General features: G+C 67.4%; 21 protein-coding genes. 13 read left to right on the top strand and 8 right to left on the bottom strand.

Annotated features, from left to right (window positions below):
• Positions 1-4: 4 nt before the first annotated feature.
• Together LQ955_RS10495 and LQ955_RS10490 are read left to right on the top strand one after the other, a co-directional pair.
• Complete coding sequence (locus tag LQ955_RS10495) at positions 5-184, top strand: hypothetical protein (protein ID WP_231024493.1); 180 nt, start codon at positions 5-7, stop codon at positions 182-184.
• 185 nt (positions 185-369) lie between these two features.
• The gene (locus LQ955_RS10490; RefSeq protein ID WP_231024492.1) at positions 370-678 is read left to right on the top strand and encodes a DUF7882 family protein; all 309 of its coding nucleotides are present in this window, start codon (positions 370-372) and stop codon (positions 676-678) included.
• A 26-nt stretch (positions 679-704) separates the two neighbouring features.
• On the opposite strand, the gene LQ955_RS10485 is transcribed toward LQ955_RS10490, so the two are convergent.
• Together LQ955_RS10485 and LQ955_RS10480 are read right to left on the bottom strand one after the other, a co-directional pair.
• On the bottom strand, positions 705-1079 hold the full coding sequence (locus tag LQ955_RS10485; RefSeq protein ID WP_231024491.1) for a hypothetical protein: 375 nt from the start codon (positions 1077-1079) through the stop codon (positions 705-707).
• 208 nt (positions 1080-1287) lie between these two features.
• Positions 1288-2004, bottom strand: coding sequence for an alpha/beta fold hydrolase (locus LQ955_RS10480; protein ID WP_231024490.1), 717 nt, complete (start codon positions 2002-2004; stop codon positions 1288-1290).
• A gap of 129 nt (positions 2005-2133) precedes the next feature.
• On the opposite strand from LQ955_RS10480, the gene LQ955_RS10475 reads away from it, so the two are divergent.
• Positions 2134-3114: a GlxA family transcriptional regulator gene (locus tag LQ955_RS10475; protein WP_231024489.1), complete on the top strand. Its 981-nt coding sequence runs from the start codon at positions 2134-2136 to the stop codon at positions 3112-3114.
• A gap of 66 nt (positions 3115-3180) precedes the next feature.
• On the opposite strand, the gene LQ955_RS10470 is transcribed toward LQ955_RS10475, so the two are convergent.
• On the bottom strand, positions 3181-3783 hold the full coding sequence (locus LQ955_RS10470) for a TetR/AcrR family transcriptional regulator (protein WP_231024488.1): 603 nt from the start codon (positions 3781-3783) through the stop codon (positions 3181-3183).
• An 8-nt stretch (positions 3784-3791) separates the two neighbouring features.
• Positions 3792-4706, bottom strand: a complete 915-nt coding sequence (locus LQ955_RS10465; protein WP_231024487.1) for a helix-turn-helix domain-containing protein — start codon at positions 4704-4706, stop codon at positions 3792-3794.
• Between the two features lie 225 nt (positions 4707-4931).
• On the opposite strand from LQ955_RS10465, the gene LQ955_RS10460 reads away from it, so the two are divergent.
• Both LQ955_RS10460 and LQ955_RS10455 read left to right on the top strand, forming a co-directional pair.
• A complete protein-coding gene (locus tag LQ955_RS10460; protein ID WP_231024486.1) occupies positions 4932-8501 on the top strand; it encodes a TM0106 family RecB-like putative nuclease in 3570 nt (1189 codons plus the stop codon).
• Between the two features lie 184 nt (positions 8502-8685).
• The gene (locus LQ955_RS10455) at positions 8686-9078 is read left to right on the top strand and encodes a PNPOx family protein (protein WP_231024485.1); all 393 of its coding nucleotides are present in this window, start codon (positions 8686-8688) and stop codon (positions 9076-9078) included.
• A 46-nt stretch (positions 9079-9124) separates the two neighbouring features.
• Here the strand turns inward: LQ955_RS10455 and LQ955_RS10450 are convergent, their stop codons facing one another.
• A complete protein-coding gene (locus tag LQ955_RS10450) occupies positions 9125-10120 on the bottom strand; it encodes a diacylglycerol/lipid kinase family protein (protein ID WP_231024484.1) in 996 nt (331 codons plus the stop codon).
• A 136-nt stretch (positions 10121-10256) separates the two neighbouring features.
• Here LQ955_RS10450 and LQ955_RS10445 point away from each other — a divergent pair, with 136 nt between their 5' ends.
• A complete protein-coding gene (locus LQ955_RS10445) occupies positions 10257-11915 on the top strand; it encodes an MDR family MFS transporter (protein WP_231024483.1) in 1659 nt (552 codons plus the stop codon).
• A gap of 87 nt (positions 11916-12002) precedes the next feature.
• Here the strand turns inward: LQ955_RS10445 and LQ955_RS10440 are convergent, their stop codons facing one another.
• Positions 12003-13865 carry an alkyl/aryl-sulfatase gene (locus LQ955_RS10440; protein WP_231024482.1) on the bottom strand — a complete coding sequence of 621 codons (1863 nt, stop codon included), beginning with the start codon at positions 13863-13865 and terminating at the stop codon, positions 12003-12005.
• A 135-nt stretch (positions 13866-14000) separates the two neighbouring features.
• Between LQ955_RS10440 and LQ955_RS10435 the strand changes: the two genes are divergently transcribed.
• From LQ955_RS10435 to LQ955_RS10415, 5 genes are all read left to right on the top strand, one after another.
• The gene (locus tag LQ955_RS10435) at positions 14001-16295 is read left to right on the top strand and encodes a helix-turn-helix transcriptional regulator (RefSeq protein ID WP_231024481.1); all 2295 of its coding nucleotides are present in this window, start codon (positions 14001-14003) and stop codon (positions 16293-16295) included.
• A 122-nt stretch (positions 16296-16417) separates the two neighbouring features.
• On the top strand, positions 16418-17020 hold the full coding sequence (locus LQ955_RS10430) for a DnaJ family domain-containing protein (protein WP_231024480.1): 603 nt from the start codon (positions 16418-16420) through the stop codon (positions 17018-17020).
• Positions 17021-17025: 5 nt separating this feature from the next.
• The gene (locus LQ955_RS10425; RefSeq protein WP_231024479.1) at positions 17026-17292 is read left to right on the top strand and encodes a hypothetical protein; all 267 of its coding nucleotides are present in this window, start codon (positions 17026-17028) and stop codon (positions 17290-17292) included.
• 202 nt (positions 17293-17494) lie between these two features.
• A complete protein-coding gene (locus LQ955_RS10420) occupies positions 17495-18346 on the top strand; it encodes a mycofactocin-coupled SDR family oxidoreductase (RefSeq protein WP_231024478.1) in 852 nt (283 codons plus the stop codon).
• Between the two features lie 21 nt (positions 18347-18367).
• Positions 18368-19366, top strand: a complete 999-nt coding sequence (locus tag LQ955_RS10415) for an alpha/beta hydrolase (RefSeq protein WP_231024477.1) — start codon at positions 18368-18370, stop codon at positions 19364-19366.
• Here the strand turns inward: LQ955_RS10415 and LQ955_RS10410 are convergent.
• Positions 19363-20118: a ParA family protein gene (locus LQ955_RS10410; protein WP_231024476.1), complete on the bottom strand. Its 756-nt coding sequence runs from the start codon at positions 20116-20118 to the stop codon at positions 19363-19365. The two genes, LQ955_RS10415 and LQ955_RS10410, sit on opposite strands and share 4 nt — an antisense overlap.
• A gap of 219 nt (positions 20119-20337) precedes the next feature.
• Here LQ955_RS10410 and LQ955_RS10405 point away from each other — a divergent pair, with 219 nt between their 5' ends.
• Complete coding sequence (locus tag LQ955_RS10405; RefSeq protein ID WP_231024475.1) at positions 20338-22020, top strand: APC family permease; 1683 nt, start codon at positions 20338-20340, stop codon at positions 22018-22020.
• 57 nt (positions 22021-22077) lie between these two features.
• On the opposite strand, the gene LQ955_RS10400 is transcribed toward LQ955_RS10405, so the two are convergent.
• Positions 22078-23661, bottom strand: coding sequence for a Na+/H+ antiporter (locus LQ955_RS10400; RefSeq protein WP_231024474.1), 1584 nt, complete (start codon positions 23659-23661; stop codon positions 22078-22080).
• Positions 23662-23764: 103 nt separating this feature from the next.
• Here LQ955_RS10400 and LQ955_RS10395 point away from each other — a divergent pair, with 103 nt between their 5' ends.
• A complete protein-coding gene (locus LQ955_RS10395; protein WP_231024473.1) occupies positions 23765-24160 on the top strand; it encodes a PPOX class F420-dependent oxidoreductase in 396 nt (131 codons plus the stop codon).
• Positions 24161-24166: the final 6 nt, after the last annotated feature.

The following is a 24166-nucleotide window of genomic DNA, read 5'->3' as shown; positions in this document are numbered from 1 at the left end:
GACGATGATCCAGAGCACCACGAACCGAGCACCGTCGAAGCTGCGGGCGGTACTCAGCGTGTTCGGAATCGTGCTCTCGGTCGTGGCCGGCTATAACACGTGGCAGCAGATCGACGCGATGAATGCGGCCGACGACGGTGCTGCGGGTGGCGGATCCATTCATTCCGGGCCTCATGAGATCTGAGGTAGTACGTTCGCGGCGGTGGGCGTTTGTTGTGAACCACGGCTCGGGCGGCGTAAAGTCAAGCCCGAATCGGCCCGGTGTGGCGCTGATACTCTGAGTGCTGCCCGCCCCAATCGGGGTCGATGACCCCGCGACGTCGTCGACGTGCGACGCGGACGGCGTGGCATCAGACATCGAGGGTTCGAATGGGCACACTGACGTACGGGCCGACGGCCAAGTCGCTGACGATCGAAGATCGCGATCTGGCACACTTGCAGGCGGTCATCCTGGCGAAATTCCGCCGCGGTGAGAGCTTTTCGTTCAGCTGGGAACGCTCGAACGAGCTGGGGAGCGGGCACACCACCCTCTGGATGAACCCACAGATGCACCTCGAGTTCGGATACTTCGGGTCGAAGCGGGTTCCGCTGAACCGAGAGTGGATCGATCGGCTGATGGGCCGGGCGAACAACGCCGGTGGGCTGGAGCTCGTGCCAGAGCAGCCGCCGCAGGCCTGAGCCCGCAAGCCGAGCCAGTGCCTCCCTTAGTCGAGGTCGTTCGAGTCTGAGTTCAGCCGACGGTTGGCCGCACTCAGGGGTGAGCCGGGCACCAACGCCGCTGTTTTCTTCTTCAGCGTCTCAACCAGTTCGCGATCTTCGAGATCGACGTCGTCGGCGCTGTCGTTGTCGGCGTTGTCGACGCCGGTGCCTCGTGTCTCGCCGGCGACGGCTGTGCAGTACAGCTGCGTCTGCGGCCCGAGAAGAAGGTTCGAGAACCCTCGCTCGCCGTCGGTGATGACCGGAACGGTGATGCGATCGGTCTTGCCCGCGTTTGCGAGAGCGACGGTGTAATCGAACACTGCGGAGCAGACGTCGAAACTCACCGTGATGACGCCCGATCCGTAGTGCAACTCTCTCATCTCCACAGTGAATCAGACCGGGCCGTTTTCCCCAATCCAGGGCTCCGGAGTTGGCGTTCGGAGCCCCGGAGAGGTATAAGCCAAACCGCTCTCTCAGCCCTTGGCGTAACGCACCGCCTCTCCACGACCCGGCCGGCGCGGCGATCGTGCGGGGTCAGCCGAGCGCCGCGATCGCGCGGAGTCAGCCGAGCGCCGCGATCGCGCGGATTCAGCCGAGCGCGGCGATCGCGTCGACGATCACGCCGGCGACCTCAGCGGGGTTGGTCTGCATGACCAGGTGCGGCGCGTTGATCTCGATCACGTCGCGAAGGCCGGCGCGCTTGTAGCCGAAGCGCTCGACCTCGGGGTTGATCGTGTGGTCGGAGCTTGAGACGATGCCCCAGCCGGGCTTCGTCTTCCAGGCCGCGGCGCTGGCGGGTTCGCCGAATGCGACCGCGGCGAGCGGGCGCTGCGACACCGCCAAGACGCGGACCGTGGCCTCGGGTACGCCGGCCGCGAAGACGGCGGGGAACGCGTCGATCTCGACCGAGACATCCGTTCCCGGCTCTGCGCCTTCGACGGGGTACGGCGAGTACACGAGGTGCTTGGCGAGGTCGGAGTCCGCGAACCGGCCCTGCAGCTCACCGAGGCTCTCACCCTCGTCGAGCGCGTAGCCTGCCACGTAGACGAGCCCGACGACGTTCGCCGCGACGCCGGCCACGGTGATGACTGCGCCGCCGTAGGAGTGCCCGGCCAGAAGCACCGGGCCGTCGATCTGTTCGACGTACGAGCGGATGTACGCGGAGTCGCCCGCGAGGCTGCGATTGAATACCGGCGGAACGCGAACCGAGTACCCCTGTTCGAGCAGCAGACTGGTCACCGGTGCCCAGCTGGCAGCGTCGGCGAACGCGCCGTGGACAAGAACGATGGTGGGCGAATCGGGCATGGTTTGGTCTCCTTCTGTGTGGATGACTCCACGCTAGGCCGGTCGCTCAGGATACGCGTGGCCCTCGAAGGGATAGCCGGAGAGCGCTTTCAGGTTGTGTTCTGAGAATTATGGAGGCATCATTCAAGAATGCTGAAAAATCGGGCACGCGCGCGCATCGGCATGCTGTTGTTCGATCAAGTGAAGACCCTCGATTTTGTCGGGCCGGGCGAGGTGTTCGTCGAGGCGAACCAACGTGTCGACGGCTACGAGCTCGTGCTGCTCTCGCCCGATGGCGCCGACGTCACCACGTCGATGGGCGTGCGCATCGGGGTGCATGCGGCCGCGGCCGATGCGGGCGAATTCGACACCGTCATCGTGCCGGGCAGTGAGGTCGCGACGCGCGTCTTCAAGAACACCGACATCATCGACGCCGTTCGCCTGCTGAGCACCCGCACCCGGCGCATGGCGTCGATCTGCAGCGGCGCGTACGCGCTCGCCGAGGCCGGCCTGCTCGACGGCAAAGCAGCGACGACGCACTGGAAGTTCGCCCCGATGCTCGCCGAGCGTTACCCGAACATCGACGTGCAGCCCGACTCGATCTTCGTGCGTGACGGCCTCACCTACACGTCGGCCGGAGTCGCCGCCGGCATCGACCTGGCCCTAGCGCTCGTCGAAGAAGACCACGGAGCCGACGTGGCTCGCAGTGTGGCACAGTTGTTGCTGGTCTACATGCAGCGCTCTGGTGGGCAGTCGCAGTTCTCGGCGTCGCTGCGCGCTGCCCCGCCGCGAACCCCGGTCGCGCGAGCCGTGGCCGACTATGTCAACGCCGACCCGACCAGGTCATGCACGCTGCGCGATCTCGCGGCCCACGCGAATGTCAGTACGCGCCACCTCACCCGAATCGTGCGCGACGAGTTCGACATGAGTCCGCTGGAGTACGTGAGCTCGATGCGGCTCGATCTCGCGACCGGTCACCTCGAGTCGGGTTCCTCCGTCGCGCAGGCGTCGGCCGATTCGGGGTTCGGCACCCCGGCGGCCTTTCGCCGGGCCTTCATCGCCAAACTCGGCATCACACCCTCGGAGTACCAGCGCCGCTTCCAGACGACGAGGCGCTCGGCGGGGGTCTGAGCGCCGAGCTCTCGCCGGGCATCCGGATGCCCGTGGCAAACCCGCGCGCGCAGATCGCTTCGCGGTTCAGGCCGCGTGCATGAGCGCTGTCATGCGGCTCGAGGTCTGTGCGATCGACCGCAGCCGCTCGACCGGCACACCGAACCGGCTCAGTTGGATGAGCCCTTGCGAGACCAGCACGATGTGCGCGCCGAGCGGATCGATCTGCTCGGTCTCGATGTCGAGTTCACCCGCCTCGACGCTGTCGATCACGCGCAGGCTGAGTACCCGCTCCATGTCGGTGACGGTGCGCGCGCCGACCTCGACGACCTCCGGAAAGCGGTTGCCGAGTTCGGCGAGGCTGTTCAGCATGAGGCAGCCGCGCCGGTCGGGGTGCGAGGTGCAGTCGGCGACGATTTCGTCGAGATAATGGGCCACCGCAGCCTCGAACGAGCCCACATGGGAGTCGACCACAGTGGTCACCAGCTCGACCCGGCCGGTGCAATAGCGGCTGAACACGGCGAGAAAGAGGCCGAGCTTGCTGCCGTAGGCGGCGTAGATGCTGCCGTTGCCGACGCCCGAAGCCTGGGAGATCTGCTCGATCGACGTCTGATCGTACCCGTTCACCCAGAACGCCTCTTGGGCGCAGTCGAGGAGCGTCTCTTCATTGAAGCGCCGAATTCGTGCCATACCCAACGCTATCGCGAAACCGCGGAGAGTTCGTGAGGGTGCGAGGCCTGAGGGTGCGAGGCTTGAGGGAGCAACTGCTGGGCGTTCGGTTCGCGGGTGTGCGGCTGCAGAGGATGCAGCTCGGCCGCAATCCGCGCCAGGGCCGCCGGGCCCGGAGTGCCAGGCTCACCGACGAACGTGAGCACCTGATGCCCTGGTCTGCCGGGCACCACGAGGTTCTGAAAACGCAGCGTCACCATTCCGGCGCCGTTGATGACGTGCCGGGTTCGACCGGTGAACGACGCCGCGGCATCGTGCCTGCTCCAGAGCCGCCGAAAATCGGCATCGCGCCGCGAGAGCACCCTCACGAGCTCGCGTCGACGAGGGTCGAGCGGGTCGCTGTGATAACGGAACGAAGCGAGCGTGCTCAGTGCCAGTTCGCACCACTGCGGCGCGCAGCGTCGCACCAGCGGCGAAAAAGCGAGCGCTACCAGATTCATGCCCTCGTTCAGCTGACCACCGCCGACGGCGAGCGCCATCTCGTTCGCGGCGGCCACCTCGAGATTGCGGTCGACGATGATCGCCGGGGTGCCCGAGAACTGCTCGATCAGCCGCAGCAGATCTTCGTCGAGCGCGGCCGCGGGTGAGCCGAACGGATGCACGACATCGGGCCGCGCGAGCCGGAACAGGTAGTCCGTGGCCCCGCCGTCGAGCCGCAAGGCGCGCCCGATCGCCAGCAGCACCTGGTCGGAGGGCTGATGGTCGCGGCCCTGCTCCAGACGAAGGTAGTAGTCGCTGCTGATCGCGGCGACAGCCGCTACTTCTTCGCGGCGGAGCCCCCGAACGCGGCGATTCAGATCACGGGGGAGCCCCACGTCTTCGGGCTGCACGACGTCACGTCGGGCTCTCAGATAGTCGCCAAGCGCTGACGTCGACTCGTTCATGCCTGCTCTCCCCGCCTGCTCGCCACGCTTGTTCGCTTCGCCTGTTCGCCACGCTTGCCTTCCGATACGTGTACCGGTGCCTCCTCATTGTGGAGCGCCCGCTCCTGAACCCGTGAGCGCGATCTGGCCGACCTTGCGCCGTTTCGAGACACGCTCCCGCTGCCGCCCCTCCCGCCAATGACGCGGCGGCGGGAGGGTGTCGGGGGTGGGCGGTATCGTCGGGGCATGATCGTTCGCGAGACCGGCCCGGTCGTCTACTCGGCGAGCGACCTCACTGCCGCGTCGGTATGCGAGTGGGCGCTGATGCGTAAGCTCGACGCGAGGCTCGGGCGAATCCCGACGCCGCCCGAGGTCGAAGACGCCATGCTGCTGCGTGCCGGGCAACTGGGCGACCGACACGAGCAGCGGGTGCTGGCCGACCTCCGTGCCTCGCGGCAGGTCGTCGAGATCGAGCGGCCCACGTTCGACGAGATCGAGATCGCCACCGAGTCGACTCTGCGGGCACTGAAGGGAGGCGCCGAGGTCGTCTTTCAGGCGGCGTTCTACGACGGGCGAATGCTCGGGTACGCCGACTTCATCATTCGAGGGCCCGACGGCCGTTACGAGGTCTACGACACCAAACTCGCCCGAAAGGCGAAGATCACCGCCCTGCTGCAGCTCGCCGCCTACAGCGACCAGCTCACCCTGCTCGGCTTCGACCTGGGGGAGCGCGTGCACCTCTGGCTCGGCGACGGCGAGACGAGCTCACACCGTCTGCGCGACATCCTTCCGGTCTACCGCAAACGCCGCGAACGGCTGCAGCGAATCATCGACGAGCGCGTCGCCGACACCGAGCCGACGCCCTGGGGCGACCCCCGATACTCCGCCTGCGGGCGGTGTGCGACGTGCAGCGAGCACGTGCAGCTGCACCGTGATGTACTGCTCGTCGCGGGCATGAAGCTCACGCAGCGTGCCAAACTCAGGCGCGCCGGCGTCGAGAGTATCGACGAGCTGGCGGCGCGGGTACAGCCGGTCGACGGCGTCTCGGAGTCGACACTCGCCGGGCTGCGGGCGCAGGCGGCGATGCAGCTCGAACCGGCGACCCCCGGGCATCCGGTGCCGTTCGCTGTCGTGAATACGGCGGCGCTCGCCGCGGTGCCCCGACCGAGTGCGGGTGACCTGTTCTTCGATTTCGAGGGTGATCCGCTGCATCAGGAGGCCGGCCTGTGGGGGCTCGACTACCTGTTCGGCGTGACCCTGGCCGACGGGTCGTTCCGGGCCTTCTGGGCGCACGACCTCGCGGGCGAGCGCAGGGCTTTGATCGAGTTTCTCGAGTTCGTTCGTGCGCGGCGGGCCGAGCATCCCGACCTGCACATCTACCACTACGCCTCGTACGAGCGCACGCACCTCTTGCTGCTCGCGGCGCGGCACGGTGTGGGCGAAGAGCAGGTCGACGATCTGTTGCGCAACAGTGTGCTGGTCGATCTGTACCCCGTCGTACGTCAGGGGCTGCGCATCGGCAGCCGAAGCTACTCGCTGAAGAAACTCGAGCCGCTCTACATGGGTTCGCACGCACGCATCGGCACAGCGACCGCGGCCGATTCGGTGGCCGAATACGTGCGCTACACCGAATTGGTGGCCGACGGCGAAATGGATGCCGCGGCCTCCGTTCTGGCCGACATCGCCCGCTACAACGAGTACGACTGCCTCTCGACGCTGCGATTGCGGGACTGGCTGCTCGAGCAGGTGGCGCAGATCGAGCGGGTCGGGGAGAAAAGCGTGCAGGCGGGGCTCGCGGCGCCGGCGAGCGAGCTCGCCGGGCAGCACGCGGGGCAGCTCGCGCTGGTCGCCGTTCTCGAACGCGAGCCCGACCCGGTGTACGTCGCGCTGGCCGCCCAGATCGCGGGCGTCGACCCTGCGCTGCGCACGCCAGACCAGACGGCCGTCGCCCTTGCGGCTGCGGCGATCGACTACCACCGCCGCGAAGACAAGAGCTTCTGGTGGGAGCACTTCGACCGGCTGAAGAGCCCCGTCGACGAGTGGGCCGACACGCGAGACGTGTTCGTCATCGACTCCGCCGTTGTCGTGCGCGACTGGTCGATTGTCGGGTCGGCGCGCAACGCCTCGCGCGAGCTGATCGTCACGGGCCAGGCCGCCCCCGGCAGCCGGTTCTCGGGCACGGCGTCGCCCTTCGTGCTGTTCGACCCGCCCCACCCTCCGCTGCCCGAGCCCCCGGCCGGCCGTGGCCCCGGTACGCGCCCGACCCACGACCGGGTCAGCTTCACCGAGCTGCCCGACGGGCGGTTCTCGCTGGTCGAACGACTGGCGACCGGTGCCGCGACGTACGACCAGCTGCCGCTCGCCGTGACGCCGCCGAGCCCGCCGAAGACCGAGAAGGTTCGGGCGGCCATCGCAGAGTGGGGCGCCCAGGTTCTGGCGCACCTGCCGGCCATGGTTCCGGATTCCGCACTCGACATTCTGCGCCGGTTGCCGCCGCGTCTGCGAGCCTCGGGTGCAGCGGATTCGGGCCACGCATGTGCCACCGATTCGGGCCGCATCCGCGAACCCGCGGCGGGGTCGGTCACCGGGCCCGGTCTTCATCGTGACCCCGACACGGTGCGCGCCATCGTCGCCTCGCTGCTGAACCTCGACCGGTCGTACATCGCCGTGCAGGGGCCGCCCGGCACCGGAAAGACCTACACGGGCGCGCGCGTCATTCGCGACCTGGTGCTCGAGCACGGCTGGAAGGTCGGGGTGGTGGCGCAGTCGCACGCCACGGTCGAGAACATGCTCGCGGGCGTGATCGACGCGGGGTTGCCGGCGGCGCTCGTGGGTAAGAAGCAGAAGGCCGCGACAACGCCGGGTTCGGCGGCAGCTCCGGTTCCGCCCGCTTTCACGGCGCTTACCGACAAGAACACCGCGGCGTTCGTGCAGCAGCCCGGAGGAATGGTCTACGGCGGAACCCAGTGGAACTTCGCCAACAGCGACGCCGTGGCCCGTGACAGCCTCGACCTTCTGGTGATCGATGAGGCCGGGCAGTTCTCGCTCGCTGCCACGATCGCGGCGAGCGTCTCGGCGAAACGGATCCTGCTGCTCGGCGACCCGCAGCAGCTGCCGCAGGTGAGTCAGGGCACGCACCCCGAGCCGGTCGACGAATCGGCACTGGGCTGGCTCAACGCCGGCCACAATGTACTGCCGCCGGAGTTCGGGTATTTTCTCGAGGCGACGCGGCGTCTGCATCCGGCGCTGTGCGAGCCGGTGTCGCGGCTTTCGTACGACGGGCTGCTGCATTCGGCGGCACCCGAACGTGAGCTCGAGGGAGTGGAGCCCGGGCTGCACGCCGTGCCGATCATCCATTCGGGTGACGTGACGCAGTCGCTTGCCGAAGCCGAGGCCGTCGTCGGGCTGGTCGAGCAGACGGTCGGGCGGCGCTTCACCGAATCGGGCGCGAGCCGGGCGTCAGACCAGCACGACGTCATCGTGGTCGCTCCGTACAACGCCGAGGTGCAGCTCATTCGCGAGCGTTTGCGTGCCGCCGGCCTATCCGACGTGCGCGTGGGAACGGTAGACACCTTTCAGGGGCAGGAGGCCGTCGTCGCGATCGTCTCGCTCGCGGCATCGTCGGCAGACGACGTTCCGCGGGGCCTGGAGTTCTTGCTGCTCGCCAATCGGCTGAACGTCGCCATCTCGAGGGCCCAATGGGCGGCCTACCTCGTCTACTCACCGGCGCTCACCGAACACCTCCCCTCCAGCATCGCCGCCCTCGCTCAGCTCAGCGCCTTCATCACGCTCGTCGACGCCGCCATGCCCGCCTGATTCGCGTCCCCGCGATTGTGGCAGCGACCTACCGCGATCGCTTCGGGCTTCCTCGCGTGGCGCGCGCGAGGGCCGCGGTGTCGCTTACGTCGGAGCAGCGGCGACATGGCGACAATACGCGGGGATGCGGCGTCAGCTCCGACGGTTCTACCGCGTAACATTCGAGTGAGGGCGGGAGGCGGCCATGGCTGCAGCAGATCTAGATGTGGTGACGACGGGGTCGGCGATCATTCTGCAGACGCAGAAGCGCGACGGCAGCTGGGTGGCGACTCCGGTGACGCCAACGCGCAGCGGCGACGTGATCTACGTGATGACCGACGGGGAGTCGGGCAAGGCGAAGCGCATTCGCAACTTTCCTACCGTGAAGGTGTCGGCCGGCACCAACCGCGGAAAGGCCACCGGCCCGGTGCGGCTGGCGACCGCCCGGCGCCTCACGGGCGACGACCACGCGCGTGGGGCCTCGATCGTGCGGCGTAAGCATCCGATCGTCTTCGGCGCGATCATCCGGTTGCGGTTCGCGTTCAGCAAGGCCGACCAAGCCGTGTTCGAGCTGGCGGACTTCAGGCCGGAAGAGTAGCTGGCACGCGGACCGTCAGGCCGGCAGAGTGGCGGCTCTCGACCGGTCAGGCCGGAAGAGTCGCGGGAACGCGCACGGTGAGACCGCCGGGCTCGACCCAGGCGTTGAACGCGGTCGCCTCGCCGAGGGTGTCGCCGTCGATCTCGATCAGCTCGGGCCGGCTCAGCCGCACCACGAGGCGTTTGCCGGTGCGGTAGCGCAGTTCGGGGTCGTTGCGGTTGCGGGGCGCGGGGTCTTGCCCGGCGGTGTCGCCGCCAGAAGCGCCACCGCGGCCGCGGTTGATGATGGCGACCTTCGTCCATACGCGCACCCAGCCGAAGAACCCGGCGGGGCGGATGACCAGCACGTCGAGCAACCCGTCGTCGACCACGGCGTCGGGCAGCAACAGGATGTTGCCGGGTAACGAGCCGCAATTGCCGATGATGATGGTGTTCGCGGTGTGCCGGCGGCCCTTCACACCGTCGAGCGTGTACCTCAGGTGCAACTCGCGCTTGTCGCGCAGCGACACCACGACGGCGCCGATGTAGGCGATCCAGCCGGCCTTCTTCTTGAGGTCGTCGTTGGTGTTCTCGATCATCTTCGCGTCGATGCCCATGCCCGCCATGACGACGAAGACGTGCCGGTCGCGGGTGGTGTCGGTGCGCTCGATGTCGATCAGCCCCAAATCGATGGGGCGGTCGTCTCCGACGAAGGCGGTGCGCACCGAGACCGGCATGTCGTTCAGCGTGAGCTTGAGGTTGCGGGCGAGCAGGTTGCCGGTGCCGCTGGGCAACAGAGCCAGCGGGGTTCCCGAGCCGTGCATCCCTTCGGCGACCGCGCGCACGGTACCGTCGCCGCCCGCAGCGATGACGAGGTCGACATTTCGTTCGAGGGCCTGCTTCGTGACGCCCTGGCCGCTGTCGTCGACAGTGGTCTCGAACCAGAGCGTCTCGCCCCAGCCGGCGGCCGCGGCCTCGGTTTCGACGTTCTTGCGCAACACGGCGAGGTCGACCTTGATGGGGTTGTACACGATGGCGGCGACTTTCGCGGGCGAGTCGGTCATGCGCCCAGCCTAGGGCCGCGCTGTCATACCGGCCACCGGTCGAATATCATTCAGGTAGGGGCTTGCATCGTCACAGCACTGCCCGATATGCCTCACCCGCCCCCGCCACCCCCGTTTCGAGAGTCGGTACCGCCGCATGACCACACCCAACGTGCTGAAAAGCGCCGCAGAGCCGCTGCTGCTCACGCAGCGCCGCATCTGGATCATCTTCGGCGCCCTCATCGCCGGCATGCTGCTCTCGAGCCTCGACCAGACCATCGTGTCGACCGCGATGCCCACCATCGTTGGCCAGCTCGGCGGGGTCGAGAACCAGGCCTGGATCACCACGGCCTACCTGCTGGCGACCACCATCGTGATGCCCATCTACGGCAAGTTCGGTGACGTTCTCGGCCGGCGCAGCCTTTTCATGATCGCCATCGCGCTCTTCACTCTCGCCTCGGTGGGCTGTGCGTTCTCGACGGACTTCTGGATGTTCGTGGTGTTCCGCGCCATTCAGGGCCTCGGCGGCGGTGGCCTCATCATTCTCTCGCAGGCGATCATCGCCGACATCGTGCCCGCCTCGCAGCGCGGTCGTTACCTCGGCCCGCTCGGTGGCATCTTCGGCCTCGCGGCCGTCGCCGGACCGCTGCTCGGCGGCTACTTCGTCGACCACCTCACTTGGCAGTGGGCGTTCTACATCAACATTCCGGTCGGCGTCGCCGCCTTCGTCATCGCCTGGTTCGCCCTCACCCTGCCGAGCAAACGACCGACGATGCGCATCGACGTACTCGGCGTCTTACTGCTCTCTGCGGCGACCGCCTGCCTCATCTTCTTCACCGAATACGGCGGAAACTCGAAGCACGGCTGGGGCGACGGGCAGACGTGGATGTTCGGGGCCGGCCTGCTCGTAGCCGGCTGCCTGTTCGTCTTCGTCGAGTCGCGTGCCGAAGACCCGGTCATTCCGTTGTCGCTGTTCCGCAACAGCGTGTTCGTCATTCCGACCGCCATCGGGCTCGTGCTCGGCGTGGTGATGTTCGCGGCGCTCGGCTTCATTCCCACCTTCTTGCAGATGGCGTCCGGCACCTCGGCCGCGGCCTCCGGGCTGTTGCTGTTGCCCATGATGGTCGGCCTCATCGGGGCCTCGATCATCTCGGGTATCGTCATCTCGCGCACCGGCAAGTACAAGGCGTTCCCGGTCGCCGGAACGGTCGTGCTCGGCGTCGGCGTCTTCGCCATGACCACGCTCGCCGCCTCCACGCCCATCTGGCTGATCTGCGTGTACCTGTTCGTCTTCGGCACCGGTCTCGGCCTCATCATGCAGGTCATCGTGCTGGTGGTGCAGAACGCGGTTCCGCCGCAGCAGGTGGGTACCGCGACGAGCACGAACAACTACTTCCGCGAGGTCGGGTCGGCGCTCGGCGTCGCGGTCTTCGGAGCCCTGTTCACGAGCCGCCTTTCGGAGAAGCTGCTCGTCATCTTCAGCCAGTCGGGCGCCTCGCCCTCCGACGCGGCGTCGTCGACGGCGAACCTCGACCCGGCCGCGCTGAACAAGCTGCCCCAGGCCGTGCACGACCTCATCGTGACGGCCTACGCCGACTCGCTGGCGCCGGTGTTCTGGTATCTGCTGCCGTTCGTGGTGATTGCGTTCATCCTGTCGCTCTTCTTGAAGCCGATTCCACTCTCTGACGTGGCCGGAATGGTCGCCCGTGGCGAGGCGGTCACCGGCGAAGAGGCCGACGCCCTCGAGGCGCAGCGCCTGGCCGACGCCAAGGCCGCCAAATCGGCCCCGAAGGATTCCGCTCCGCCGACACCGTAACGCGTGAATCTGCGGTGTTTCGGCGCTCTCGCGGTAGTTCGAACCACCGCGGGAGCGCCGAAGTACCGCGCCGACGCGAATCGCCGGTTACGGCGTGACGATGTTGAAGGCCGGGTCGCCGGGCGAGAGCACGCCGAAGAGTGTCGCCAGAACGGTGGCGTCGCCCTCGGTGGTGAGTCCGGCATCCATCGCGCCCGTCAGCGACCCCGTCGCAAGCGAACCGATCGCGGCGTGGGGCATCGTGATGGTCAGATCGCTCGGCTTCGACGCGCCCTGCTGGTGGATGAACACGCCGTTCTTCAGCGTGGTGCGATAGCTCTGCGGTGATGCAGCCGGCCCCGGGTCGGTGAGCACCCAGGTGATAGAGAGGTTCAGGTCGAACGCCTGCGGCCCGTCGATCTGAATGGCGATCGCGTCGAAGAACTGCTCGATCGACAGCACAGCGAGCAGGTCTGCCGAGGTGGAGGAGACGGGCGTGCCGAAGTTGCCGGTGCGCAGCTCCATCGCACCCGAGAGGTACGCGTCGCGCCAGGTTCCGTTCTCGCTGCCGAATCCGAGCCGTTCGAGTGTGTCGGCGAGCAGCGCGCTGCCGGCGGCATGCCCGGGCTCGGCGAACACCACGTGGTCGAGCACTTCGGCGGCCCAGCGCAGGTCGCCCTCGTCGAAGGCGATGCGCGCCTTACGAACCACCTCGTCGGCGCCGCCCATGAAATCGATGTAACGCACGGCCTTCTCAGCGGGGGTGTGTTGCCAGAGGCGGGCCGGGTTGCCGTCGTACCAGCCCATGTATCGCTGGTAGATCGCCTTCACGTTGTGGCTGATGCTGCCGTAGTAGCCGTGCGTACTCCAGCTCGCGGCCAGTGCCGGCGGAAGCTCTATCAGCTCGGCGATCTCGGCCCCGTTATACCCCTGGTTGAGGTAGCGCAGAGTCTGATCGTGCAGGTAGGCGTAGAGGTCGCGCTGCGTCTCGAGAAACTCGACGATGTTCTCTTCGCCCCAGGTGGGCCAGTGGTGCGACGCGAACGCGACATCCGCCTTGTCGCCGTATCGAACGATGGCTTCGGTCAGGTAGCCGGCCCAGACGTGCGGGTCGCGCACGAGGGCGCCGCGCAGCGTGAGCAGGTTGTGCAGCGTATGAGTGGCGTTCTCGGCCATGCACAGCGCTCGCAGGTCGGGAAAGAGAAAGTGCATCTCGCTCGGCGCTTCGGTGCCCGGCGCCATCTGGAATTCCACGCGTACGCCGTCGATGGTGTGCGTCTCGCCCGTTGTGGTGATCTCGACCGTGGGTGCGATCAGTGTGACCGTTCCGGTCGAGGTCGTCTGGCCGAGGCCCGCGCCCACTCCGCCGCGTTTGTTTCGTAGCAGGGCGGCGCCGTACATGTACCCGGCGCGGCGGCCCATCGCGGTTCCGGCGTAGAGGTTCTCGGCGACGGTGTGCTCCATGAAGCCAGAGGGAGCGTAGATCGCGACGTCACCCGAATCGACCTCGGCCTGACTGGTCACACCCTTTACTCCGCCGAAGTGGTCGGCGTGCGAGTGCGTGTAGATGACTGCCACCACGCGTCGCTCGCCTCGGTGTGCGCGGTAGAGCCCCAGTGCGGCGGCGGCCGTCTCGGTGGAGATCAGCGGGTCGATGACGATGACGCCGCTGTCGCTCTCGACGAAGGTGATGTTCGAGAGGTCGAACCCGCGCACCTGGTAGATGCCGGGGATGACCTCGAAGAGGCCGTGCATCGCCACGAGCTTCGATTGCCGCCAGAGACTCGGATGCACGGTGGGCGGCGCCTCGCCGGTGATGAACGAATACGAGTCGGCGTTCCACACCGCCTCGCCGGCGCTGTTGAGAATCTGACCCGAGTCGAGGGTGCCGAGGTAACCGCGCTCGGCGTTTTCGAAGTCACGAGTATCTGCGAAGGGAAACTCCGCCGAGTCGAAGGGTGCCGCAGCCATGATGCCTCCAGAAGGGATGATGAAGTAGACGGTACGTTCGGCCCGCGCGCCACGCATCGTACGAGAGGTACGACATCTGGCACACTGGAGGCACCCGCGCCATCAGAAAGCCGCTTGCTCGTGACCTCCCGCGTCATGCCAGAACATGTCATCGACCGTATTCCGCTGCGCCAGCGGCTCGATGCGGTCTTGAGCGCGCCCCTCGCGGTGGTGGTGGCGCAGGCGGGCTCCGGCAAATCCGTGCTGCTCGCGCAGTGGGTGGCCGGGCATCCGGAGCTGCGAGTGGTGTGGCTCGCTCTCGACGAGGCTGACGACGACGCCGCTCATTTCGCGCGCCGGCTCTTCGCCGAGCTCGACGGTAGCGGGCGCGCAGGCAACCGGCCCGCAGGGGACGGGCCCGCAGGCGGCGGGCGCGCAGGCAGCGATCTCGACGGCAGCACCCCCGACTTCTCCGAGCTGGCGCCCCTCGTGGCGCTCGGCGATGGCGGGCTCGGCCAGCCGCTGATCGAGGCGCTGACGCTCTCCCTGAGCGAGGTCGGCGAGACGGTACTTGTGCTCGACGATCTGCATCACCTCTCGAATCAGAAGCTGCTGACCGATCTGGGGCGGTTCGTCGACTCCGCGCCACCGAACGTGCACACGGTCGTCGCGTCGCGCTCTGATGTCGGTTTCGCCTCGAGACACCGGTTGCGCCCTGACCACGTCGAACTACGGCAGGCCGACCTGGCGATGAGCTTCGCCGACTCGTCAGAACTGCTCAAACGCGTCACCGGGCGCACCATCGGCACCGACAGCGTGCGTGCGCTCGTGAGCCGCACCGAAGGCTGGATGGCCGGACTCTTGCTCGCCGGAGTCACCCTGCGCACTCGGCTCGACTCCGAGACCTTCGTCGCCGCGTTCACCGGCTCCGACCGCCTGGTGGCCGACTACCTCGGCGAGGAGGTGCTGGCCGCCCTCGCGCCGCAGCGACGGCAGGCCCTGCTGCGCCTGTCGCTGCTCGACACGATGAGCGTCGAACTTGTCGGCGCTCTGTTCGACGACGCCGACACCACGAGCCTTCTCGCCGAGCTCGAACGTAGCTCGATGTTCGTGGTGGCACTGGATGACCGGCGCGAGTGGTTTCGTTTTCACCACCTGTTCGGCGAGATGCTGCGCTACCGCGCGCGGGCAGAAGACCCCGTGGCCGAGCGGCGACTGGTGCTCGGTGCCGCGGACTGGCACCTGGCCCGGGGCGAGACCGATGCGGCCGTGGGCTACCTGGTGCGTGCCGCCGAGTGGAACCGCGTCTTCGACGTGATTCTCGCCGGCGGCTCCGCGGTGTTCGAGCGTGGTGAGATGGCCACTGTGGTGCGGTGGATCGAGCAGGTGCCCGCGAGCATCCGCGCCACCCGGGGCGACATTCTGGTGCTGCTGGGCATTCTGAAGGGCGTCGACGGGCAGGCGGTCGAGGCAGAAGACATTCTGCGCCGGGTGGTCGCCGACCCCACGATGTCGGCGGGCCTCGTGGCCACCGCACAGGCTTTTCTCGCCTCGCTCGCGCAGTGGCGGGCGCATCCGCAGATCTCGATGCGATATGCACGGCAGGCGCTGACGATGCTGGCCGAGCTCGGGCCGACGCCGACACCGAACCTGTTGAACCTGAGCGACCGGCGTTCCCTCGAGACGATTGTGCTGTTCTCGGGCGGTCGGGCCGCGTTTCTCGCCGGCGAGTTCGAGCAGGCCCGAGGGTGGCTCGATCGGAGCCTCGTAAGCGAGGGTGCCGCATATTCGCTCTGGCGCATCAGCGGTCTCGGGTCGCTCGCGCTGCTCGAGGCGTGGATCGGCAACCAGACCCGGGCCGAGCGGCTGAGCCGAGAGGCGCTCGCGATCGCCGGCCAGGCGGCATCTCTGGCGCATCCGTCGATCGCCGACGCTTACCTCGCACTGACGCTCGTCACGATCGAGCGCGGTGAACTCGGGCGGGCGGCGCTTCTCTTGCACGAGGGCGTAGCCCGCATCCGGGCGAACGGGCGTACGCAGCTCGAGTGGGTCGCGTTCGTGCTGTCGACGATGCTGCAGCAGCGCTTCGCTCCGGATGCCCTGCCCTCGCCCGCCGCAACCGATGAGTCGGTGGCGCTCGACCCGCCTGCCGGGCCGGCGCCGCGTGTTGCTGTCGATCGGCTCGCAGCGCTCGCGAGCGAGCGTCAGACCGTTGCAGAGTCGCGCAGTTCGCAGCTCAGCGTCACGCTGGCCGATCCGTTGACCGAGCGGGAGCTGGAGATCCTGTCGTGCCTGCCGACTCATCTCACAGCCCCCGAACTCGCCGCGCAGTTCTTCATCTCGGTGAGCACGGTCAAGACGCACATGGCGCACATCTACGCCAAGCTCGGCGTCTCGAGTCGCGGAGCCGCGGTGCGCCGTGCCCGGGAACTCTCGCTGCTGCCGGCGTGACCCGCCCGAGGCGCGGTACTTCGGCGCCCCCGCGGTAGTTCGAACCACTGCGGATGCGCCAAAGTACCGCGGTTGAGGCGCAAGGGGGTGCGCGCGAGCGAATCCGAATTTAGGCTTGAGGCATGGCCCGCAACAACGAGCGCAGCGATACGCGGCTGAACGTCGCCCGCTACCAGGTCGACGGCAGCACGCCTGGCGCTGAGGTCGACGAGAACGAAGCAGACGTGGCGGGCCAGACGCGCATGGAGGCACGCGCGCAATACGTCGAGATCCAGATTCAGCAGGCCATGCGCGCGGGCGCGTTCGACAACCTGCCGGGCGCCGGCAAGCCGCTCACCGGGCTCGAGCAGACCTACGACCCCGACTGGTGGATTCGCAAGAAGATCGAGCGCGAGAACATCACCGGTCTCGGCCCGCCGGCCCTCACGCTGCGCACCGAGAACCAGACCCTGGATGATCGGCTCGACGCTGCGCCGTCAGAACACGCCGCACGGCAGTTGCTCACCGATTTCAACGCCCGCATCGTCGAGGCGCGCCGGCAGCTGAAGGGCGGCCCTCCGGTCATCACGCCGATGCGCGACGTCGACGACGAACTGGCGCGCTGGCGCGAGCGCCGCTCCGCCCGCGCGACCGCGGCGCACGAGGCCCGCGAACGCCGGGAGGCCGAGCTGCGGGCGATGTCGTGGCGCGAGCGGCGTCGTGCCCGGCGTACCGAGGGGTTCTGAGAGCCATGAGCCGGTCGAAGCAGCACGCCATGACGCTCGAGGAGGCGCTCGCCATCGAGGCGCGGGCCCGCGACGGGCTGCTCGACGAGTCCCTGCCGGGAACTCGAGACGTGATCGCGCAGGCGCATCGGGTGCACCAGGTGGCCTACATGTGGGGGTCGGTGCGTGCCGAGGCGGCGCCGCCGCGCATCCGTTGGGGAATCGCGTTCGGGGTGCTGATGGTGCTCGTGACCCTCGGCGGCTTCGCGCTGACGTTTCTCGCGTCGCGCTGATTTTGAGTGTCGCGCTGATTTCTCGCGTCGCGCTGACGAGGGCTACCGCCCCCGAGGGGGCAGGAGTAAGTTATTTGGCACCGAGTGCCTCAATGACGATCGCTGCTTGTGTGACCAGCCGTGGGGTGCCCTGTGCGCCAGCACATGCGGCGCGCGCGAAGAGATTTCGCGCTCACGATGACACAAGGGAGTTTGAACGAATATGGGTCTTCTCGACGGCAAAGTAGTATTCATCACCGGTGGCGGCCGCGGCCAGGGCCGGGCTCACGCCGTGGTCTCGGCACGGGAGGGCGCTGACATCGTCTTCGTCGACACGACAAAACCGTTCGCCACGGTTCCGTACGCGCACACCACCGCCGACGACATCGCAGAGACGGTGAGCCAGGTCGAGGCGCTCGACCGCCGGGTGCTCAGCATCGAGGCGGATGTTCGTGACCAAGACGCTCTCGATGCCGCCGTGGAGGAAGGCATCGCACAGTTCGGCCAGATCGACTGTCTCATCGCGAACGCGGGCATCTGGACCCTCGGGCCCGTTCAGGAGATGAGCCGCGAAACCTGGCAGGAGATGCTCGACATCAACATCACGGGCGTCTGGCAGTCGGTCAAGGCCGTGGTGCCGCACATGATCGAGCGGCAGCAGGGCTCGATCGTCATGACGAGCTCGGTGAACGGTCTCGAGGGTGGTCCGTTCTTCTCGCACTACACGGCGGCCAAGTTCGCGGTCGTGGGGTTCATGAAGGCGATCGCGGTCGAACTGGGGCCGCAGGGCATCCGGGCCAACACGGTGAACCCGGGCACGATTCTCACCGGCATGACCAACAACCAGCAGGGCTACGACATGATGGCCGGGCACCCCGGCGGTACCCGCGAAGACCTGCTCGCTGCGGGCCGTTCGTACGGCATTCTGAAGGGCTCCGGTTTCATGGACCCCGAGGTGATCGCGAACGCTGCGCTGTTCCTGAACTCGTCGCTGGCTTCGAACGTCACCGGAATCTCACTGCCGGTCGACTCGGGGCACCTCGCGATGGCGGGCATCAACCTCGACCCGAAGTAGAAACCCCTTAGGCTCAGCTGCATGAGCCAACAGTCTGTCGCGGTGTCGCCTCGAGTCACTCGGGGCGACACCGTCATGTTCTGGGCGGTGCGGGTGGTCGCGACGCTCGCCGTGGTCGTCACCGTCTGGGCGGCGGTGTCGACGGGGGCGATGCTCGTGCACGGGCATCCGGCGTACGTCGTACTGCTGGCGGTGACGTTGGTGGTGGCCGTGCTGGTGGCGGTGCGCGCGTGGCTTCGGCGGCGACCGGTGCACCGGCGGCACAAGGTGATCACGGGCATCCTGCTCGTTCTGTCGCTCATCATGGTGGCGATTGTCGCGTGGCTCGTGCCGTCGTCGGCGCAGCAACCGGCCCTCGCCGCGATGACCTCGGATGCGGCGACCTCCGATTCGGCGGTGACCGTCAGCGAGACGCCGACCGAGATCGTGCTCACTCCCTCGGGAGCGGGCGCTTCCGTCAGCGACACCGGTGTGTTCTTTCAGCCCGGCGCGAAGGTGGATGCCCGCGCCTACGCCGCGGTACTGAGACCGTTGGCCGAGGCGGGGCGCCTGGTGGTGATTCCGAAGCAGCCGTTCGGCATCGCGTTCCTCTCGACGGGGGCGTTCGACGCCGCGCGCTCGCAGTACCCCGAGGTGACACAGTGGGTCGTCGGCGGGCACTCGCTGGGCGGCACGGTGGCGGCGATGGATGCCCAGGCCTACGCCGGCGCAGCCAGCGAGCCGGTCGTGGGGCTGCTGCTCTTCGCCTCGTATCCCGCCACCGACATGAGCGGACTCGACGCCCAGGTGCTCTCGATCTCCGGCTCGAACGATGGACTCGCCACTCCCGCGAAGATCGACGCCTCGAAGTCGTCGCTGCCGCCCGACACCGACTACGTGGTGGTCGAAGGCGGAGTGCACGCCTTCTTCGGCGACTACGGCCCCCAGCAGGGCGACGGCACCCCGACCATCACCCACGACGCCGCCCGCACCCAGATCTCCGCGGCGGCCGTCGCCTTCGTCAACGGCCTCTCGGGCTAGTGTTTGCGGTGCTTGGCTTTGACGAGGGAGGCGGCGCGCACCCAGAGCTCGCTGTATGCCCGGGCCGCCTCGGTGTTGGGGGCGTAGTCGGAGACGGCGCGGCGTTCGGAGCCCATGCGCTCGATGACCACGGTCGACGGCACGACGATGTTGCTCACCTCGGCGTGCTCTCTCGGCAGGTCGCGCACGGCGTCACGATGGGTCGATTTGCGGCGGTCGACCATCGACAAGAAGGCGAGCATCCGCGCCGGTTCGTCGGCCTCGGCGACGATCGCCCTCACCTGGTCGAGCGAGCGCATCGACAGCGGCGAGGGAACAAGCGGAACGACCACGACGTCTGCCGTGTGCAGAGCGTTGCGAGCGACGACGGACTCGCCGGGCGGGCAGTCGAGAATGACCACGTCGTACTGTCGAGAGACCGGTTCGAGAATTCGCGAGATGCGTTCACCCGACTTCTTCGCAGCGTCGAACACCAGGTCGAGCTCGCGGTAGCCGGCGTCGGCGGGAATGACGTCGAGCCGCCGGTTCGCGGTGGGTCGGATGACAGCCGCCGTCGCCGTGCGCCCGGCGACGAGTGACTCGACGCCGCCCTTGAGCTTGGGTTTCACGTCGAGCAGGTAGGTCGCCGCGCCCTGCGGGTCGAGATCCCACAGCAGCACCCGAAAGTCGCGCGCGGCCTCACACGCCAAGTTGACGGCCGTCGTCGTCTTGCCGACGCCACCCTTGGTGCTGTAGACAGCGACGACCTTCATGGCCGAAGCCTAAGCCCGCCCCGGGCCGCAGGGGAGTTGCGCCGTGTCGAACCGCCGTCGTGCGGGCAGACACCCCCAAACGGGGCGGAGGATACGCGCCCTCCTCGCGAATGTCAGGTGTGAGTTCTCTCAGGCACGAAGTCTGGCGGCGCGGCATCGAGAGAAGTACTGTGGTCGAACTCTGCACGGCCCGTGATTCACCTACCTGAGGTGGCTGCCATGACTACTTCCGCTGCACCATCCGCCGCCTCAAGCTCTGCCTCCACGGCGACCGGATCCTCTCCCGCCCTGAAGCGAACCGTCGGGTTCTGGGGGCTCACGTTCGTCTCGCTCGGATCGATCATCGGGTCGGGCTGGCTGCTCGGTGCGCTCACCGCCGCGAAGTTCGCCGGGGGATCGGCGCTCATCTCCTGGGTGATAGCCGCGATCATGCTCATGGTGCTCGCACTCATCCACGCCGATCTGGGCGGGGCGTACCCTGTTGCGGGCGGCACGGCGCGGTACCCGCACTACGCCTTCGGCGGTTTTGCGGGCTTCACGGCCGGCTGGGTCACCTACCTGCAGGCGGTGTTCATCGCCCCGCTCGAGGTCGAGGCCAGCTTGAGCTACGTGAACTCGGTGGGCAACATCAAGAACGACTTTCCGCTCGTCAACGTCGACGGAACGCTGACCACGCAAGGCATCGTCGTGGGCATCCTCGCCATGATTCTGTTCACCTTCATCAACCTCGGCGGCGCCCGCTGGCTCTCCGACAGCAACACGGGCATCGTCATCTGGAAGACGTTCGTTCCGCTCCTGACCATCGTGGTACTCATCACGCTCAGCTTTCACCCGGCGAACTTCACCGCGAACGGCGGATTCGCGCCCTTCGGCTTCCACGGCATCTTCGCCGCACTCCCCGCCGGCGTGGTGTTCGCGCTGCAAGGCTTCGAACAGGCGTCGCAGATGGCGGGCGAGGCGAAGAACCCGAAGAAGGATGTCGCGAAGGCGATCATTCTGGCGATGGCCATCGGTGCTCTGCTGTACCTGCTGCTCGAGGTGGCGTTCATCGGTTCGCTCGACCCCGCCACGCTTATTCAGAACGGCTGGGCGAACCCCATCGGTGCCGGCGACTACGGCCCGTACTACACGCTCGCGCTCGCGGCCGGTGCAGGCTGGCTCGCGGCGATCCTGATCATCGACGCGGTGATCTCCCCCGGTGGAACCGGCCTCATCTACGTCGGCACCACGGCGCGCATCTCCTACGCCCTGGGTCTGCCGAACGCCCTGACACGCATCAATGCACGGGGCGTGCCGATCTGGTCGCTGGTGCTGGCGAGCCTGCTCGGCATCGGCGCTCTGCTCGTGCCGGGTTCCGGCTGGTTGCAGCTGGTCGGGTACATCACCAGTGCGACCGCCATCATGTACGCGTTCGCGCCGATCTCGCTGGCGGCGCTGCGCAAGGCCGACCTGAAACGCCATCACCCCTACAAGGCGCCGGCGCCGATGTTCCTCTTGCCGCTCGGCTTCGTGTTCGCGAACCTCATCATCTACTGGGGCGGCTGGGACGCCACATGGCGGCTCTCGGTCGCCGTGCTGATCGGCCAGATTCTGTTCGTGATCGCGGCCCTGGTGAAGGCGAAGAACATCAACCTGGCAAAGACGCGCTGGCAGGCGGCACTGTGGATCTGGCCGTGGCTGCTCGGCATGTGTGTGCTCGGTCTGCTCGGCAACTTCGGCAGCACCGAACTCAACATTCTGCCGACAGACTGGGACACCCTGATCGTGGCCGCCTTTGCTGTGGTGATCTTCTACTTCGCCGTCAGTCGCCGCATGTCGGCCGACGACGTCGTGGCACAGGTCGAAGAAGATCTCGAGCACGAAGAAGAGGCCGACGGCCAGCCCGCTGTGCTGAGCGCCTGAGCCGCGGCGCTGCTCGCCGGGCAGGTGGATGCCCGGAGCGAGCATCCACGGCCGTCACTAGTCCTCGGGCGGCGGGGCCAGGCGCAGCTCCTCGAGGTCGAGCCGAGCCGTCACGCGCCGCAGCACCACGTCGTCGATGACGCCCTCGTGCCGCAACCGGTAGACCGCCTCGCGCTTTTTCGGCAGCAACGCGGCCTGCAGGTCTGACTTGGCGTCGATCTCGCTCGCCTCGCGCCTGGCCGCGGCAGGATTGCCGTCTTCGCGGTGGATGCGCGCCAGCCGCACCTCGAGCATGTGCCGCACGGCATCGGACGACTCCTTCGGGGTCTTCAACTGCGCAGCTACCTCGGGCAATGCGGCCAGCTCTGCGCGCAGGCCCGTTTGGTCGGCCAGCAGTTCTTCGTCGAACTCGGTCGGGTCGGGGTCGAGGTGCGCCCACCGAACGATCGCGGGCATGGTGAGCCCCTGCACGACGAGCGTGAACAGAATGACGATGAAAGTCGTTGCGATGATGAGGTCGCGGTAGGGCAGAGGGTCGCCCGAACTCGTGGTGGTGGGCAACGCCAGCGCCGCAGCGAGCGACACCGCACCGCGAAACCCCGCCCAGGCGTTGGGAATGCGCTGCCGAAAGCGCACGCGCCGCAGCCGTTGGGTCGGTCGCCGATCGAGCGCCCGGATGACGTACGGAATGGTGTTCGACCAGACCAGCCGGGTGGCGAACACGGCCACTGCGATCAGCAGGCCGAAGCCCAGGGTCTGCGCCCAACCTGTGCCAAGGCCCGCGGTCACGGTGTGCAACTCGAATCCGATGAGCACGAAGAGGGCGCCGTTCAGAATGAAGGTGCTGAGCTGCCAGAAACCGTACGACTGTTCACGCATGCTCGCCGTGATGAGCCGGGGCCCGGTCTGAAAGATCAAGAGTCCGCACGTCACGACAGCGACCACGCCCGACACTCCGAAGTACTCGGCCGGCAGATAGGCCAGAAACGGGGTGACGACGCTGAGCGTGTTGACCAGCAGCCGGTCGCGCACGAGGCGGCGCAGCAGCACCACGATGAGCCCGACCGCCAGCCCGATGGCGATGCCGAACGCGTACGAGGCGATGAAGCGCAGCGTGGCGGCGCCGATCGAGATGGGGGTGCCGCTCACGGCGGCTCCGAGGGCGATGGCGTAGAGCACGAGAGCCGTGCCGTCGTTGATGAGGCTCTCGGCCCGCAGAATGGTCGCGTTACGGCGCGGCAGATGCCCGGCGACCGAGGCGACGGCCGTGGCGTCGGTGGGGGCCAGAATGGCTCCGAGTACGAAGGCGATGGGCCAGGGCATCCCGAACCCGTGTGCGATGGCGGCCACGACGCCCGCCGTCACGAGAACAAGCACGATGGCGCTGAGCACGATGACGCGCAGATTGCGGCGGATCTCGCGCAGCGAGGTGTTGAGCGACTCCCAGTACAGCAGGGCCGGCAGAAACAGCAGAATCACGAGGTCGGGCGGCAGCGCGATACCCGCGAACCACGGAATGAACCCCAGCACGGCACCGGCCACGAGCAGTACGAGCGGCGGCGGCAGCCGCAGTTTGTGCGCCAGCGCGCCGCCACCGAAGATGGTGAGGCCGATGATCACCAGTATTTCGAGACCCAGCATGGTTACCCCTCGGTAGTTGAATCACTCGGTGGTGAATCGATCGGTGGTGAATCGATCGGTGGTGAATCGATCGGGCCGTGGATGAACGGCAATACTTGAAGCTATGACACTCTCACCCGAACTGCTCGACCTGCTTCGTAAGCCGAGCCTCTGCTTCATCGCCACGACCATGCCCGACGGGTCGCCTCAGCTCACGGAGACCTGGGTCGACACCGACGGAGAGAACGTGGTGATCAATACGGTGGCGGGTTTTCAGAAGCTGCGCAACATCGAACGTGACCCGCGGGTCGCCGTGGCGATCGCCGACGCCGACGAACCCACGCGCTATGTGCAGGTGCGCGGTACCGTGATCGAGACCCGCACCGAGGGCGCCGCGGATCACATCAACGAACTGGCGCACAAATACCTCGGAACGGACTACCCCTGGTACGGCGGGCGCGACCAGACGCGGGTGATGCTGATCATCTCGCCCGACAAGGTCAGCTCGCCGCGCAGTTAGCCTGGC

Source organism: Subtercola endophyticus, assembly GCF_021044565.1.
In the GTDB taxonomy this organism is placed as follows: domain Bacteria; phylum Actinomycetota; class Actinomycetes; order Actinomycetales; family Microbacteriaceae; genus Subtercola; species Subtercola endophyticus.
Note: the sequence above shows the minus strand (reverse complement) of the source record. Positions and strands in the feature narration are given on the sequence as shown.

Excerpts from the sequence above, each read along its gene's own strand:
- LQ955_RS10455 (WP_231024485.1), top strand. The coding sequence starts at position 8,686 with ATGGCTGCAGCAGATCTAGATGTGGTGACGACGGGGTCGGCGATCATT.
- LQ955_RS10400 (WP_231024474.1), bottom strand. The coding sequence starts at position 23,661 with ATGCTGGGTCTCGAAATACTGGTGATCATCGGCCTCACCATCTTCGGT.
- LQ955_RS10405 (WP_231024475.1), top strand. The coding sequence starts at position 20,338 with ATGACTACTTCCGCTGCACCATCCGCCGCCTCAAGCTCTGCCTCCACG.
- LQ955_RS10410 (WP_231024476.1), bottom strand. The coding sequence starts at position 20,118 with ATGAAGGTCGTCGCTGTCTACAGCACCAAGGGTGGCGTCGGCAAGACG.
- LQ955_RS10450 (WP_231024484.1), bottom strand. The coding sequence starts at position 10,120 with ATGACCGACTCGCCCGCGAAAGTCGCCGCCATCGTGTACAACCCCATC.
- LQ955_RS10485 (WP_231024491.1), bottom strand. The coding sequence starts at position 1,079 with ATGAGAGAGTTGCACTACGGATCGGGCGTCATCACGGTGAGTTTCGAC.
- LQ955_RS10435 (WP_231024481.1), top strand. The coding sequence starts at position 14,001 with ATGCCAGAACATGTCATCGACCGTATTCCGCTGCGCCAGCGGCTCGAT.
- LQ955_RS10440 (WP_231024482.1), bottom strand. The coding sequence starts at position 13,865 with ATGGCTGCGGCACCCTTCGACTCGGCGGAGTTTCCCTTCGCAGATACT.
- LQ955_RS10420 (WP_231024478.1), top strand. The coding sequence starts at position 17,495 with ATGGGTCTTCTCGACGGCAAAGTAGTATTCATCACCGGTGGCGGCCGC.
- LQ955_RS10445 (WP_231024483.1), top strand. The coding sequence starts at position 10,257 with ATGACCACACCCAACGTGCTGAAAAGCGCCGCAGAGCCGCTGCTGCTC.
- LQ955_RS10475 (WP_231024489.1), top strand. The coding sequence starts at position 2,134 with ATGCTGAAAAATCGGGCACGCGCGCGCATCGGCATGCTGTTGTTCGAT.
- LQ955_RS10425 (WP_231024479.1), top strand. The coding sequence starts at position 17,026 with ATGAGCCGGTCGAAGCAGCACGCCATGACGCTCGAGGAGGCGCTCGCC.
- LQ955_RS10490 (WP_231024492.1), top strand. The coding sequence starts at position 370 with ATGGGCACACTGACGTACGGGCCGACGGCCAAGTCGCTGACGATCGAA.
- LQ955_RS10470 (WP_231024488.1), bottom strand. The coding sequence starts at position 3,783 with ATGGCACGAATTCGGCGCTTCAATGAAGAGACGCTCCTCGACTGCGCC.
- LQ955_RS10460 (WP_231024486.1), top strand. The coding sequence starts at position 4,932 with ATGATCGTTCGCGAGACCGGCCCGGTCGTCTACTCGGCGAGCGACCTC.
- LQ955_RS10465 (WP_231024487.1), bottom strand. The coding sequence starts at position 4,706 with ATGAACGAGTCGACGTCAGCGCTTGGCGACTATCTGAGAGCCCGACGT.
- LQ955_RS10395 (WP_231024473.1), top strand. The coding sequence starts at position 23,765 with ATGACACTCTCACCCGAACTGCTCGACCTGCTTCGTAAGCCGAGCCTC.
- LQ955_RS10480 (WP_231024490.1), bottom strand. The coding sequence starts at position 2,004 with ATGCCCGATTCGCCCACCATCGTTCTTGTCCACGGCGCGTTCGCCGAC.
- LQ955_RS10415 (WP_231024477.1), top strand. The coding sequence starts at position 18,368 with ATGAGCCAACAGTCTGTCGCGGTGTCGCCTCGAGTCACTCGGGGCGAC.
- LQ955_RS10430 (WP_231024480.1), top strand. The coding sequence starts at position 16,418 with ATGGCCCGCAACAACGAGCGCAGCGATACGCGGCTGAACGTCGCCCGC.
- LQ955_RS10495 (WP_231024493.1), top strand. The coding sequence starts at position 5 with ATGATCCAGAGCACCACGAACCGAGCACCGTCGAAGCTGCGGGCGGTA.